Source organism: Pseudoduganella ginsengisoli (genome assembly GCF_009720865.1).
Lineage (GTDB): Bacteria > Pseudomonadota > Gammaproteobacteria > Burkholderiales > Burkholderiaceae_D > Rugamonas > Rugamonas ginsengisoli.
Map to the genome: position 1 here is coordinate 13,093 of NZ_WNLA01000039.1, position 15,268 is coordinate 28,360.

The following is a 15,268-nucleotide window of genomic DNA, read 5'->3' on the forward strand; positions in this document are numbered from 1 at the left end:
AGGCGTAATCCGCCAATTCCGCATTCCGCTTAAGCTCCCATCCACGGCAAGCCCGCCTTGCACCAGCCGCCTACCGTCTTGCGGTGTCCCGCCGCATCCTTGTCGCCTTCAAACCCTTCCAGGATGTCATAGCACTTGGTGTAGCCATGCTCAGTGGCCAGCTTGGCCGAGTGGCGCGAGCGCACGCCGGAACGGCACAGGAACAGCAGCACCTGGTCTTTCGACGCCACCGCCTCAAGCTGTTCAATGAATTGCGGATTCGGCACGCCGCCCGGATAGGTCACCCACTGCACCGCACCGTGCTGCGCATCCGGCACGGCCACGCGGCCGACCCAGTCGCGCTCAGCATTGGTGCGGACATCGATTAATTTCACACTGGGATCGGCTTGCAATAATTCAAAGGCTTCTTGCGGCGTGACGGCGCCGGCATAGGGCAGGGAAGGATCACGCTGGCTTGCGCCTTCCAAAATGGTAGCAATAGTAGTCATGGCGATTTTCCCACTGAAGGTGACAATATTGCGTTTATTATAGTGCGCGAATCGGTTGCACCATGTCATTGCGAGCTATGCTGAAGATGCACTGCACCAGATTGATGCATTTTGTTGTCATTATGAATTTTCGCACCAAGCTTGTGCAATATTTTGAAATTGCACTATTTTGGTGCTATGTTGAGGATGCGCAAAAGTAGTGCATTGGTGTCCGGTTCGATTCGGAAGTCGTTGTTTGCAGAATGAAAGCAGTCTTTTCGGCAATCAGATTTATTAAGCTGGCACGCTTCCTGCTTATACGTTGTACGAGTTTTAGCTGCACGCAGAACTGACCAGCGTGGGCTGACCCACTTTTTCACTAGGAGATACGCATGGCAATTACCGCCGCAGAAGTCTTGAAAATGGTTGAAGAACACGAAGTTAAATTCGTGGATTTCCGCTTTGCCGATACCCGTGGTAAAGAACAGCACGTGACCGTGCCTGTGTCGCACTTCGACATCGACAAGTTCGAATCGGGCCACGCTTTCGACGGTTCGTCGATCGCCGGCTGGAAAGGTATCGAAGCTTCGGACATGATCCTGCTGCCGGACCCGAACACTGCCCGTATCGACCCATTCTTCGAAGAAACCACCCTGTTCATGCAGTGCGACGTGATCGAACCGTCGGACGGCAAGGGCTACGACCGTGACCCACGCTCCATCGCCAAGCGCGCTGAAGCCTACCTGAAAGCTTCCGGCCTGGGCGATACCGCTTACTTCGGTCCAGAACCAGAATTCTTCATCTTCGACTCCGTTAAATGGAAAGTCGACATGTCGGGCTGCATGGTCAAGATCGATTCCGACGAAGCTTCGTGGTCGACCGACAAAGACATCGAAGGCGGCAACAGCGGCCACCGTCCAACCGTCAAGGGCGGCTACTTCCCAGTGCCGCCAGTGGACTCGTTCCAGGACATGCGTTCGGAAATGTGCCTGATCCTGGAATCGCTGGGCATTCCAGTCGAAGTGCACCACCACGAAGTGGCTGGCGCAGGCCAGAACGAAATCGGCACCAAGTTCTCGACCCTGGTTGAGCGTGCTGACTGGACCCAGAACACCAAATACGTGGTGTGGAACGTGGCGCACTCGTACGGCAAGACCGCGACCTTCATGCCGAAGCCTATCGTTGGCGACAACGGTTCCGGCATGCACGTGCACCAGTCGATCTGGAAAGACGGCAAAAACCTGTTCGCTGGCGACGGCTATGCCGGCCTGTCCGATTTCGCCCTGTACTACATCGGCGGCATCATCAAGCACGCCAAGGCACTGAACGCGATTACCAACCCAGGCACCAACTCGTACAAGCGTCTGGTACCAGGCTACGAAGCTCCAGTGAAACTGGCGTACTCGGCACGTAACCGTTCCGCTTCGATCCGTATTCCACACGTGGCCAATCCAAAAGGCCGCCGTATCGAAACCCGCTTCCCAGATCCACTGGCGAACCCATACCTGTGCTTCGCTGCACTGATGATGGCTGGTCTGGACGGCGTGCAGAACAAGATCCACCCAGGCGAAGCAGCATCGAAAGACCTGTACCACCTGCCACCAGAAGAAGATGCACTGATCCCAACCGTCTGCGCATCGCTGGAAGAAGCACTGGATCACCTGAACAAAGACCGTGAGTTCCTGACCCGCGGCGGCGTGTTCACCGATTCGATGATCGATGCCTACATCGAACTGAAGATGACGGAAGTCACCCGTATGCGTCAGACCACTCACCCAGTTGAGTTCGACATGTACTACTCCCTCTAATTAGTGGTACCTGACACCTACGGTATCAGGCACCATTAATTGAGGAAGAGGCGCCTGTCCCGGTACGCTACGGGGCAGGCACCACAGCAGCGCGAGGACAGCCCGGCTCTCCTCGCGTTTTTTTTACCGGATGTTGTATAGTCGGGGCATGACTATCTGGACTCGTACCGTCCTTGCCGCCTCGGCATTATTGTTGATGCAAGGTGTGCAGGCGCAGCAAATTTTCCTGTGCGTGGATGCGGCTGGCCATAAGGAGCTGACCGATACGCGCAAGGGCCCGCATTGCAAACCGCTTGACGTGCCGGGGGCGCAATTCGTCGCGCCCAAAGCCCGGTCCGATGGTGCGCCGCGTGCCCGTGTGCCGGCCCCTGTTGCTGCCGTGGCAACGCCTACGGATTTTCCCCGTGTGGACAGCAGTGAGCAGCGGGCCCGGGATGCGGACCGGCGCCAGATCCTGCAAGACGAGTTGAACGGCGAACTGGGCAAGCTGGCGGACATGAAGCGCGAGTACAACAATGGCGAGCCGGAGCGGCGTGGCGACGAACGCAATTATGCGAAGTACCAGGAAAGAGTCGCCAACCTGAAGGACAGCATCAGCCGGTCGGAAAAAAATGTGGAAGCCTTGAAGCGGGAGTTATCGAACATACGCTGAGGAGGCCAGGGAATGAGCCTTGGTACCAATATCGCCCGCGCCGGCGGAAAAGCATCCTATGCCGGCCTGGATTTGCTGGCGTCCGGCGTGATCTTGCTCGACGTCGGCGGCCACATTGTGTACGCCAATGCAGCAGCGGAAAACTTGCTGGAAAGTTCGCTGAAGGCGCTGTCGCGCCAGAAATTGTCCGCGCTGTTTTCCAATCCCGAGGAATTGGCGCACATCATTGCGCAAGCGCGCGAACACAAATATTCGGACTTGCGGCAAGACTTGACGTTGGAGCGCGTCGGCAAGGACCCGCTGCAAGTGCATACGATTGTTGCTGCGCTGGATGAAGACGAGCTGGTGCTGATTGAACTGCGTGAAAACGTGCAGCAACTCAAGCTGGACCGCGAAGAGCGCATCCTCGATCAAAGCCAGGTCAACAAGGAATTGATCCGCAACCTGGCGCATGAAATCAAGAACCCGCTGGGCGGCTTGCGGGGCGCCGCGCAATTGCTGGAAATGGAATTGCCGCCGCGCCACCTGGCCGAGTTGCGTGAATATACACAAGTGATCATCAAGGAAGCGGACCGGCTGCAAACGCTGGTCGACCGCTTGCTGGCGCCGCACCGCCGCCCGCATATCGTGGGCGACGTCAACATCCACGAAGTGTGCGAACGGGTGCGCAGCCTGATCCTGGCGGAATTCCCCGCCGGGCTGACGATCCGCCGCGACTACGATGCGTCCATCCCTGAGTTCCGCGGCGATAAGGAACAGTTGATACAGACCGTGCTGAACATTGCGCACAATGCCGCGCAAGCACTGTCCGAACGCATCGCGCAGGGCGATGCGGAATTGATTTTCCGTACGCGCATTGGCCGCCAGGTGACCCTGGCGAAGGTGCGCTATAACCTGGCATTAGATTTGCATATCATCGACAACGGACCGGGCATTCCGTCCCAGATCCGCGACCGCATTTTCTACCCGCTGGTGTCGGGACGGGATGGCGGCAGCGGTTTGGGGCTGACGCTGGCACAAACCTTCGTGCAACAGCACATGGGCGTGATTGAGTGTGAAAGCCGGCCCGGACTGACGGATTTCCGGATTTTGCTGCCGTTGCCTTGACGGTGGTACCTGACACCTTTGGTATCAGGCACCGTGAATGGCAATACGTAGCAGTTTCTATTGACGATCGATATTGCGGGAAGTACAGAATACATGAAGCCAATCTGGATAGTAGACGACGACGAATCGATCCGCTGGGTATTGGAAAAAGCGCTGGCGCGGGAAAACCTGGCGACCCGCAGTTTTGCCAACGCACGTGATGCGATCGCCGCGCTGGACCGCGAAACACCGCAAGTGCTGGTGTCGGATATCCGCATGCCGGGCGATTCCGGGTTGGATTTGCTGGCGGTGGTCAAAGAACGCTTGCCGGCTTTGCCTGTCATTATCATCACGGCATTTTCCGACCTGGATTCCGCCGTGGCGGCATTCCAGGGCGGTGCGTTTGAATACCTGGCCAAGCCGTTCGACATCGATAAAGCGGTTGAACTGATCCGCCGCGCGCTGGAAGAAAGCTTGCGTGAAACCAGCGTGGAGTCCGGCCCGGCCGATACGCCGGAAATCCTGGGCCAGGCGCCTGCCATGCAGGAAGTGTTCCGCGCCATTGGCCGCCTGTCGCAATCGAATGTCACCGTGCTGATCACGGGCGAATCCGGCACCGGCAAAGAATTGGTGGCGCGCGCACTGCACAAGCACAGCCCGCGCGCATCGCAGCCGTTTGTCGCCATCAATACGGCGGCCATCCCGAAAGACTTGCTGGAATCCGAGTTGTTTGGCCACGAGCGCGGCGCGTTCACGGGGGCGCAGACGACGCGCCGGGGCCGCTTTGAACAGGCGGAAAACGGTACGCTGTTCATGGATGAAATCGGCGACATGCCGTTTGACTTGCAAACGCGCTTGCTGCGCGTGCTGTCCGATGGCCATTTCTACCGGGTCGGCGGCCACCAGCCCATGAAAGCCAACGTGCGCGTGATTACAGCGACGCACCAAAATCTGGAGCAGCGTGTCCGTGATGGGCTGTTCCGGGAAGACTTGTACCACCGGCTCAACGTGATTCGCCTGCGTTTGCCCTCTTTGAGGGAGCGCCGCGAAGATATCCCCATTTTGGTGCGCCACTTCTTGGTGCAAAGTGCGAAACAGCTGGGCGTGGAAGCGAAACGCATGAGCGATGCGGCACTGCAATTCCTGTGCAGCCTGGAATTGCCGGGCAACGTGCGCCAGCTGGAAAACCTGTGCAACTGGATCACGGTCATGGCGCCGGGCCAGACCGTGGAAATCAAGGATTTGCCGGTCGAGCTGTCGCAAGAGCAGGGCGGTGGCGCCCACGCGCCCAGCGTGCCGCCGGCGCCGACTGCCGCGTGGCATGCACAGGAACATCCGGCCATGACGCACCATGGCACCGTGCATCCGATGCCGGTGCAGGAAGGCGCCAACGGCGCCGCGGTCCATGGCAGTCCGGAAGGATGGCTGCACTTGCTGGAAATGCAGGCGGCCGGCATGCTGGCCAGCGGGCAGCAAGATGTCATGGATGTGCTGGGGCGCCAATTTGAATCCACCTTGATCCGCACGGCATTGCGCCACACGCATGGCCGCAAGAATGACGCGGCGGTGCGGCTGGGGATAGGCCGCAACACCATCACGCGCAAGATTGCGGAACTGGGCATCGACGGCGCCAAGGACGATTGAGCTGGCGGGGCGGTTCGTGGAACCGCCCCGCCATGGTAAGCTGCCGTTTTTGCCTCAAGATTGCCCATGCTGATCAACTGCGTTGCCTACAAAGACGGGAACAAACTCGCCGATATCGATGTCGAAGCCATCAGCGACTATGTCGAGCGGGGCGACTGTTTTGTCTGGGTGGCGCTGCGCGATGCGGAACCGGCGGAACTGGCGAAAATGCAGGAAGAATTCGGCCTGCACGCGCTGGCCGTGGAAGACGCCAGCCGCGGCCACCAGCGTCCCAAGATTGAAGAATATGGCGACTCGCTGTTCACCGTCGTCAAAGTCATGGAACAGCATGGCGATGAACTGGTGGTGGGCGAAGTCGATATCTTCGTTGGCAAGAATTATGTGCTGTCGAACCGCCAGAACAGCCGCCAGGATTTCCTCGGCGTGCGCTCGCGTGCGGAACACGAACCCCATTTGCTGAAACAGGGTCCGTCGTTCGTGCTGTACGCGCTGATGGACGCCGTGGTTGACCGCTATTTCCCCATCGTCGATGCGATGGAAACCGAACTGGAAGCGCTGGAAGAGCGCATCTTTTCCACGGCGGCCCAGCGCGACAACATCGCGCGGCTGTATGCGCTGAAACGCAAAGTCATGACCATGCGCCACGTGGTCACGCCCATGCTCGATGCTGTCGGCAAGCTGCATGGCGGCCGCGTGCCCGCCATTTGCGACGATACGCAAGACTACTTCCGCGACGTGCAAGACCACCTGTTCCGCATCACCACGTCGCTCGATACCATCCGCGACACCATCGTCACGGCCATCCAGGTGCACTTGTCGATGGTGGCGCTGGAAGAGGGCGAAGTGAACAAGCGCCTCGCTGCCTGGGCCGCGATTTTCGCCGTGCTGACGGCGTGGGCAGGCTTGTGGGGCATGAATTTCAAGTTCATGCCGGAGCTGGAGTGGAAATATGGCTATCCGATGGCGCTGGCCCTGATGTTTTCCTCTTCTTACGCGCTGTACCGCCGCTTCCGCAAGGCGGGCTGGATCTAGGGCGCCGCAGTGCATGTTGTCCGTGGCAACAATCTTGTTGCCAGTTTGTGAGTGCGACCAGTTGGCGGATGTAAAATAGTGACATCCTGTAGTGATGTCCTGAATATCCGCTGATGTCCGCGGAACGTCCGCGAAGAGGCCGCGATGAGCCATGACGACGATGACATGCTGTTCGACGACGATGCGCCGCCGTCGCAAAAGGCGGCCTCCGGCCCCGCGCCATGGGAAATTCTCATCGTCGACGATGAAAAGTCCGTGCACCAGGTGACGGAGCTGGTGATGGGCGATTTCACGTTCGACGGGCGCCCGATGCGCTTTACGCACTGTTATTCGGCTGCCGAAGCGCGCGTCTTGCTCGGCCAGCCCAACCAGTTCGCGCTGATTTTGCTCGACGTCGTCATGGAGAGCGAGCACGCTGGCCTGGACCTGGTGCGCTACATCCGCGAAGAATTGGGCAACAGCACGGCGCGCATCGTGCTGCGCACGGGTCAGCCGGGGCAGGCGCCGCAGGCGTACGTGCTGAAATCGTTCGACATCAACGATTACCGGGAAAAGACCGACCTGACGCACGCCAAGCTGTCCACCGTGTTTTATTCCGCGCTGCGCGGCTACCGCGACTTGATGCGCCTGGAGCGGGCCCGCATCGGCTTGCGCCGTTCCATCGACGCTATTACCCACGTTTGCGATTCCGACAATTTGCGCAGTTTTTGTTCGTCCGTGCTGGAACAGGCCAGCGCACTGCTGGGTCACGATGGCGAAGGCGTTTGCGCCAGCCGCGTGAATGCCTATGCGGCGGCCAGGCAGGGCGAAAGCCTGAAAGTGCTGGCCGTGACGCCGGCCTATGCAGGCTTGCAGTCCGATGAAACGCTGGACCATTTGCCGGTGCCGGTACGCCATGCGTTCATGCGCTGCATGCGGGAACGGCGCGACCACCATGGCGATACGTGGTACGCGTGTTATTACCGTACTCGGGAAGGCAATGAAAGCTTGCTGTATATGTCGTTTTCAGACGCTATCGGCGACAGTGACCGAGAATTGCTGGCGCTGTTTTCCGCCAATGTGGCCAGCACGTATGAAAAGCTCGTACAGCGGGAAGAAGCCGCCGCCACGCAGGACGCCATCATCGGCATCCTCGGCGAAGCGCTGGAGCGGCGTTCCGCGGTGGCAGGCGACCACGTGGTGCGGGTAGGCGAAATCGCGGCCATGCTGGCTTGTGCGGCAGGCTTGCCGCCACAACTGATCCGCCAGCTGCGGCAGGCGGCCGGCTTGCACGATATCGGGCATAGCGGGGTGCCCGATACGGTGCTCAATACGCCGGGCGCGCTGAGCGGCGAGCAATGGGCGGTGATGCGCAGCCATTGCCAGACCGGGCGCGACATGCTGTCCCGCTCGAACCAGCCGGTATTGCAGCTGGCTGCCACGATCGCGTATGAACACCACGAGCGGTGGGATGGCAGCGGTTATCCGCGCGGCTTGCCGGGAGAGCGGATCAGCATGGCCGGCCGCATCGCGGCGCTGGCGGATTTTGTCGATGCCATGGTCAGCCCGCGCTGTTACCGGCCCGCGTGGCCACTGGATTACACGCTGGAGCAAGTGCGGCAGGAAAGCGGCAAGCGCTTCGACCCGGCGCTGGTGCAGCATTTGCTGGCTGAAACCGAGGCATTGCGTGCGCTGTATGCGCGCCTGCCTCCCGCATGAACGGAGTCTCAAACGGAGTCTCAAATGGACACGCCTGCCCTGTTTGATGAACATGACGGACGCCTGCTGGCGGAAGCGGCGCTGCGCGGCATCACGGCATCCACGGCGCGCCTGCGCGGCGATGAATTTCTGCGCACGCTGGTCAAGGACCTGGCCGAAGCGCTGGACGTAACCTATGTGATTGCGGGGCGCGTCATCATGATGCCGGACGGCGGGGAAGGCATCCGCACGCTGGCCGTGTGGGCGGGCGGCAAGCATATCGACAATATGGAATACAGCCTGCTGCACACGCCTTGCCAGGACGTGACGGACCAGACCATGTGCTTCCATGCGTGCGGTATCCAGGCCGATTACCCGAAAGATACGCTGCTGGTCGACATGTGCGCGGAAAGCTATGTCGGCATGCCGATGATCGACACGGAGGGCCGGACCTTGGGCATCTTGTCAGCCATCGACACCAAGCCGATGGATGAAAACAAACGGCTGCTGGCGCTGTCGCTGCTGTCGATTTTTGCCGCCCGCTGCGCGGCGGAACTGCAGCACCAGGACCGGGAAGCGCTGCTGGAACACTTGGTGGAACAGCGCACGGAAGCGCTGCGCGCCGCGCAAGCGAGCATGGTGGAGCAGGAAAAAATGGCGGCGCTGGGCGCGCTGGTTGCCGGTGTTGCGCATGAAGTCAATACGCCGATCGGCGTGGCGGTCACGGCGGCATCCGGCATGAGCGCGTATGCGGACCAGATGGTGGCAACGCTGGATGGCCCAAAGGTAAGCCGTTCGGAACTGGTGTCGCTGGCTACGCGCTTGAAGGGCGCGGCCGAGCTGGTAGGGCAAAACCTGGCGCGGGCGGCGGAATTGATCGGCAACTTCAAGCAGCTGGCAGTGGACCAGGGTACCGAACACGTGGCGGAGCTGGCGCTGCATGACTATGTGCACAGTGTGGTGTCGGCGCACAGCCCGGAATTGCGCAAAGGGACCATCACGGTGGAACTGGATATTCCCGACACCCTGCGGCCCCGCCTGCCGGCCGGCAAGCTGTCGCAAATCCTGTCGAATTTCCTGATGAATTCAGCCAAGCATGGCTACCCGGATGGCGGACCCGGCGTCGTGACAATCAGCGCGCGTGAAGAGCAGGCCGAAGGCAGGAGCTGGCTGGCGATCGTCGTTACCGATGACGGCATCGGCCTGGCGCCTGGCGTGCGCGAACGCGTGTTTGAACCGTTCTTTACCACCAAGCGGGGGCAGGGCGGTTCCGGCCTCGGCATGCATATCGTTTATACGATAGTGCACCAGATGGGCGGCAAGGTGTGGGCCGATACGGACGTGGAAAAAGGATGCCGCTTCCACGTCCGTTTGCCGTTAAAGGCGTAAAGGGCGGATTTTACGGGCGCGCCGAGTCAAATCCGCCAATGAGCCGTCGAACCGCATGCACGGCGGTTCAATGGAACCCGTACTACGCGGCAGCCTGCATGGCCAGCGCCACCGCCTCGGCCACTTTGATGCCATCGACACCGGCGGACAAAATTCCGCCCGCGTAACCGGCGCCTTCGCCAGCCGGGAACAGGCCGCGCGTATTCAAGCTCTGGTAATCATCATCGCGGCGCTTGATGCGGATCGGCGACGACGTGCGGGTTTCCAGGCCCGTCAGCACGGCGTCGGCCTTGAAGTAGCCCTTGATTTGCTTGTCGAACGCAGGGAATGCTTCGCGCAGCGCCGTTACCGCATATTCCGGCAAGATCGTGGCCAGGTCCGTCAACGTCACTTGCGGCTTGTATGAAGGCACCACGGCGCCGAAGTCTTTCGACGGGCGGCCTGCCACGAAGTCGCCCATCAGCTGGCCCGGCGCATTGTAGTTGGAGCCACCCAGTTCAAACGCTTTTTCTTCCAGGCGGCGCTGGAATTCAATGCCGGCCAGCGGATGGCCCGGATAATCTTCCGGCGAAATCGACACGACAATGGCGCTGTTGGCATTGCGCTCGGCGCGCGAATACTGGCTCATGCCGTTGGTGACGACGCGGCCTGGTTCCGAGGCGGCTGCCACGACGGTGCCGCCAGGGCACATGCAGAAGCTGTACACGGCGCGGCCATTCGATGCGTGGTGCACCAGCTTGTAGTCGGCCGCGCCAAGGATAGGGTGGCCTGCATTCGGGCCAAAGCGGCACTGGTCGATCAACGATTGCGGGTGTTCGACGCGGAAGCCGATCGAGAACGGCTTCGCTTCGATGTACACGCCTTTGTTGTACAGCATCTCGAACGTATCGCGCGCGCTGTGGCCAATGGCCAGCACGACGTGGTTGGTGGCCAGTTTTTCACCGCTGGCCAATTGCAGCCCGCGCACGTGGCGCTCGCCATTGATTTCTTCGATGTCAATATCCGTCACGCGCTGCTCAAAACGGATGTCGCCGCCCAGTGCCGTGATTTCTTCGCGCATGGCTTCCACCATCTTGACCAGGCGGAAGGTGCCGATGTGCGGCTTGCTGACGTAGACAATTTCTTCCGGCGCACCGGCCTTGACGAATTCCGTCAGCACTTTACGGCCGTAGTGTTTCGGGTCTTTGATCTGGCTGTACAGTTTTCCGTCCGAAAACGTGCCGGCGCCGCCTTCGCCGAATTGTACGTTCGATTCCGGATTCAGCACGCGCTTGCGCCAAAAGCCAAACGTGTCCTTGGTGCGCTCGCGCACGGTCTTGCCCCGTTCCAGCACGATGGGTTTCAAGCCCATTTGCGCGAGGATCAGCGCGGCGAACAAGCCGCACGGTCCCATGCCGATGACGACAGGGCGCGGCTGCTTGCCATCCGCATTGACGCCATGGGCGACGAATTTGTATTCCATGTCCGGCGACGGCATCAAGTGCGTGTCGCGCTGGTTGCGCTTCAAAATGCCGGCGTCGTCTGTGGTTTCCACGTCCACCGAATAAATCAGCACGATATTGGCTTTCTTGCGCGCATCATAGCTGCGCTTGAAGACCGTGAAGCTTTTCATTTGCTCGGCGGAAATGCCGAGGCGGGCCAGGATCGCGGCAGGCAGCTCGTGTTCCGCGTGGTTCAGGGGGAGTTTGACTTCGTTCAGTCGCAGCATAATTCCGGTCCGTAGTTATCGGGCTAAACCGGGCATTTTAACCGCTGTACGGTGGAGTTGCCAGTGGTGCACTGGCCTGGGAAGTCTTGTCAACCTTAATTTTGTCTAAATTTTGGAACGTTTTCCACGTCCGACTAACAACCTTTCATAATTGGCATTTATACTCTCGGGTTGTTTGCCGTAAGTCATCCGTTACGGCAGCAGAGGGGGTCAATCGTCCTTAAAGGACAGATTCCGTAATTATTACTACTTCTATCCGGAGTCCTACGTGCAAAAGAAATTGATTGTGCAAGCACTTGCGCTGATTGGTTGCGCAGGTTTGAGTTATGCCGCATTTGCAGCTGATGCTGACGAACCGCAACGCGTCGTCATCACCGGTTCCAACCTGAAACGGACGCTGACCGAGAGCCCGGCTGCGATCCAGGTGCTGAGCCGTAAAGATATTGAAAAAACCGGCGCCACCAGCGTTGCCGACCTGATGGCAAAATTGCCTGCACTGGGTTCCAGCCAGCAAGTCGACAGCCGCGACGGCGGTTTCTCCAAAGGCTTGGCAACCGCTTCGCTGCGTAACCTGGGCTCGGCATCGACCCTGGTGCTGATTAACGGCCGCCGTATTTCGCCAGCCGCGTACGCTGACCCGAACGCCGGCCAGTCGACCCAGTACGACTTGAACTCGATTCCTCTGTCGGCCCTGGAACGTGTGGAAATCCTGAAAGACGGCGGCTCCGCTGTGTACGGTTCCGACGCGATTGCCGGTGTGATTAACTTCATCACCAAAAGCAATTACAAAGGCGGCGAAATTTCCGCGCAATACAGCGCTGACGCCCACAGCAATTTCGGCCGTGAAAACATCAATGGCGCCTATGGCTTCGGCGACCTGGAAACCGACCGTTTCAACGCGTTCGTCGCGTTTGACGTATCGCGCCGCCAGCGCGCCAGCCTGAACGACGCAGTGGCCACGCAGCGCGAAGAATCGCGCATCATGGACGGCCGCCTGAGCAACTTCTACAGCGGCACCAGCCAATATCCGGTGTTCTACCGTGAAGCCACCAAAGGCAGCGGCAACTTCAACCGTTACTATTCCGCTGACCTGAGCTGCGATCCGTCGCAGATCCGCACTGGTTCCACCGCGCTGGCGCCGATGCTGGCGTCCGACCCGCTGATCGGCAAGCAATTCTGTAACTATGACGGCTGGCAGCTGGAAGATGCGCAAGGCAAGAGCCAAAGCAGCAACGTGCTGGCGCGTGGCGAATTCAAGGTCAACGCCGACGTCACCGCCTTTGCTGAAGCGTCGTACAGCAAGTCGGAACTGGAATACAGCGGCGTGTCGCGCACCATGACGCGTTCCAAGACCACCGTGTTCCCGAAAGAAGGCGCCGGTATCAGCTTCCAGCCGATCCTGCCTGTAGGCCACCCGGATAACCCGACCAACGGCACTGCAACCCCGGTACCGGTGGCGGTCAACTACCGCTTCACCAACGCCAAAGGCGGCAGCTCGAATGAAAATACGGCAACCCGCTTGCTGGCCGGCCTGAAAGGCTCGTCGATGGGCTGGGACTGGGATACCGGCCTGCTGTACAACGAGTCGAAGCGCCACCAGCTGTCGAACGGCTTCCTGTACCTGCCTCTGGTACAAAAGCTGTACACGGAAAACATGCCAATCAAGCAAGTTGCTGCGCAACCTGGCGTGACGCGTGACGTGACCCTGGACGGCAAGTCCAGCATTACCCAGTTCGATGCCAAGGCATCCACGGAACTGGGCCAGTTGCCTGGCGGCGCGATCGGCCTGGCAGTGGGCGGCGAGCTGAAGCAGGAAAAAATGAACATCGTGCCGGACCAGTTGACCGTGGAAGGCAAGATCATTGGCCTGGTCAACACGTTCTCGAACGCGAAGCGCGACGTGCGTTCCGTGTTCACCGAAGTGCGCCTGCCAGTGCTGAAGACCGTGGACGTGGAAGCGGCTGGCCGTTACGACAAATATGACGGTTTCTCGGGCAGCTTTACGCCGAAAGTCGGCGTGAAATACACCCCGACCGCGGAATTTGCGGTACGCGGCACGTATTCGGAAGGCTTCCGTGCTCCATCGCTGACGCAGATGGTGGACGGCGGTACCCAGTACTTCCTGAACAGCTTCAACGACAAACTGCGCTGCGGCAAGCCTGGCGCGGACAGCACCGACTGCGCGAAGAGCCTGTCGGGCGTGGCAGCATCCAACAAGGACCTGGTACCGGAAACGTCGAAGAGCTTCACTGCTGGCGTGATTTTCTCGCCAGCGAAGAACGTCGATATCTCGGTCGATTACTACAATATCCGCAAGGATAAGGAAACCGACCTGATGTCGGCAATCGCCGTGATCCAGGATCCGAAACTGGCCTACCGCGTCAAGCGTGACCAGAACCAGGGCACGTGGCTGCGCGACGCCAGCGGCAACCTGATCCCGAACTCCGGCCCGCTGATCAGCATTGAAACCCCGTACATCAATGCTGGCGGCACCCGCACCAGCGGTATCGACCTGGACGTAGCGCTGCGCAACTCGCTGGGCGCGTACGGCAAGCTGGATTCCCGCCTGATCGCGTCGTACACGCTGCACTACAAGAAAGCGCAGGCTGACGGCGACCCAATGATCGACCTGGTGGGCACCAACGGCGGCTACTACAACGACACCACCAGCGTCGGTGAAATCCCGCGCGTGCGTGCATCGCTGTCCTCGACCTGGAGCATTGCAACCCACAGCCTGACCGCTACGGTCAACTACGTATCGTCGATCAGCTACCGCGCTGCGTACACCACGCAAGATGACGGCAACGTGGGCTTGAATGATCCAGTCGGCTGCTACTATGGCGACGTGATCACGACCAATCCGAAGTACACCACGTACTACCCGGATTGCAAAGTGAAGGCATGGACCACTGTGGACCTGGCTTATGCCTTCACCGGCATCAAGAACACCGTGATCAACTTCAACGTTGCCAACGTGTTGAATACCAAGGCGCCATACGATCCATCGTACGGCACCGGTGGCTACAACTCGGCGCTGCACAATGCACGTGGCCGTTACTTCACCATCAAGGCTAACTACAAGTTCTAATCGGACTTAGTTGGTGATGTGGATTGCCGCTCCTGCGCAAGTGGGGGCGGCAATTTTTTTGCGTGATTCAGCCGTATTATTGGAAGGAAGACTCAGGGGCACAGACATTCAGTGCTCCCGTTTCGCGATAGAAGCGGGCTGTTTCATCTGCCGGGTACCGTGAGAAGCGCGCAGACTCGAGTGCTGGACATCGTTGCAAGTCGCAGAGTGACTTATTGGCCGGGCGGACTCCGAATAGCTCCAGGTGCTTCAGCCTGGGCAGCTTTGCCAGCGGCATCAGTGAATCGACGACCGTGCATTTTCCCGCTGCGTCCCAGCCCGGTGACGTGCTCAATGACAGCACTTCAATATTCGTTAACCGTTCAATGGCTGCCACATCAGTAATTTTCGGCATATGCAGAATGCGCAAGTAACGCAGCCGGGACAGTTTGCACAGAAATTCCATGGACGAATCAGGGAGTGAGCCGATGACAAGTTCCTCAAGATTGCCCAGTTCTCCGACTGGCGCAAGGGTGCGGTAGCCGCAGTGCCAGATGCGTGCAGTTCTCAGCATCAGCGGAGACACCAGCTTGGGAAATGTTTTCGAGCGGTTGTTGCGCGCGGAGTAAAAATGAGCCACTTCGCGCAAAGTAAAACTGAGCCACTTTTTTGTAAAGTCAGGTCTTTTGCGCGAGACCTGAGTGCTACACAAGGAAGAGTGGATGGAAATACATGTGC

11 protein-coding genes are annotated in these 15,268 nt (G+C 59.4%); 8 read left to right on the forward strand and 3 right to left on the reverse strand.

Annotation, left to right across the window (positions count from 1 at the left end):
• Positions 1 to 29: 29 nt before the first annotated feature.
• Positions 30 to 488 carry a rhodanese-like domain-containing protein gene (locus GM668_RS29180; RefSeq protein ID WP_155442491.1) on the reverse strand — a complete coding sequence of 153 codons (459 nt, stop codon included), beginning with the start codon at positions 486 to 488 and terminating at the stop codon, positions 30 to 32.
• A gap of 371 nt (positions 489 to 859) precedes the next feature.
• Here GM668_RS29180 and glnA point away from each other — a divergent pair, with 371 nt between their 5' ends.
• The 7 genes from glnA to GM668_RS29215 all read left to right on the forward strand — a co-directional run bounded on the left by glnA (position 860) and on the right by GM668_RS29215 (position 9,755).
• The gene (glnA, locus tag GM668_RS29185; protein ID WP_155442492.1) at positions 860 to 2,275 is read left to right on the forward strand and encodes a type I glutamate--ammonia ligase; all 1,416 of its coding nucleotides are present in this window, start codon (positions 860 to 862) and stop codon (positions 2,273 to 2,275) included.
• A gap of 148 nt (positions 2,276 to 2,423) precedes the next feature.
• Positions 2,424 to 2,927 carry a DUF4124 domain-containing protein gene (locus tag GM668_RS29190; protein ID WP_155442493.1) on the forward strand — a complete coding sequence of 168 codons (504 nt, stop codon included), beginning with the start codon at positions 2,424 to 2,426 and terminating at the stop codon, positions 2,925 to 2,927.
• A 12-nt stretch (positions 2,928 to 2,939) separates the two neighbouring features.
• Positions 2,940 to 4,034, forward strand: coding sequence for a nitrogen regulation protein NR(II) (glnL, locus tag GM668_RS29195; protein WP_155442494.1), 1,095 nt, complete (start codon positions 2,940 to 2,942; stop codon positions 4,032 to 4,034).
• Positions 4,035 to 4,127: 93 nt separating this feature from the next.
• A complete protein-coding gene (gene ntrC / locus GM668_RS29200) occupies positions 4,128 to 5,657 on the forward strand; it encodes a nitrogen regulation protein NR(I) (RefSeq protein ID WP_155442495.1) in 1,530 nt (509 codons plus the stop codon).
• 66 nt (positions 5,658 to 5,723) lie between these two features.
• Positions 5,724 to 6,689: a magnesium/cobalt transporter CorA gene (gene corA, locus GM668_RS29205; protein ID WP_155442496.1), complete on the forward strand. Its 966-nt coding sequence runs from the start codon at positions 5,724 to 5,726 to the stop codon at positions 6,687 to 6,689.
• Positions 6,690 to 6,833: 144 nt separating this feature from the next.
• Positions 6,834 to 8,387 (forward strand): response regulator, encoded by a 1,554-nt coding sequence (locus tag GM668_RS29210; protein WP_155442497.1) that lies wholly within the window; start codon positions 6,834 to 6,836, stop codon positions 8,385 to 8,387.
• Between the two features lie 24 nt (positions 8,388 to 8,411).
• Complete coding sequence (locus tag GM668_RS29215; RefSeq protein WP_155442498.1) at positions 8,412 to 9,755, forward strand: GAF domain-containing sensor histidine kinase; 1,344 nt, start codon at positions 8,412 to 8,414, stop codon at positions 9,753 to 9,755.
• 82 nt (positions 9,756 to 9,837) lie between these two features.
• Here the strand turns inward: GM668_RS29215 and GM668_RS29220 are convergent, their stop codons facing one another.
• Positions 9,838 to 11,463 (reverse strand): NAD(P)/FAD-dependent oxidoreductase, encoded by a 1,626-nt coding sequence (locus GM668_RS29220; protein ID WP_155442499.1) that lies wholly within the window; start codon positions 11,461 to 11,463, stop codon positions 9,838 to 9,840.
• A 268-nt stretch (positions 11,464 to 11,731) separates the two neighbouring features.
• Between GM668_RS29220 and GM668_RS29225 the strand changes: the two genes are divergently transcribed.
• Complete coding sequence (locus tag GM668_RS29225) at positions 11,732 to 14,551, forward strand: TonB-dependent receptor (protein ID WP_155442500.1); 2,820 nt, start codon at positions 11,732 to 11,734, stop codon at positions 14,549 to 14,551.
• Positions 14,552 to 14,627: 76 nt separating this feature from the next.
• Here the strand turns inward: GM668_RS29225 and GM668_RS30680 are convergent.
• A partial coding sequence (locus tag GM668_RS30680) for a leucine-rich repeat domain-containing protein (RefSeq protein ID WP_229500079.1) occupies positions 14,628 to 15,268 on the reverse strand: 641 nt, incomplete at its 5' end.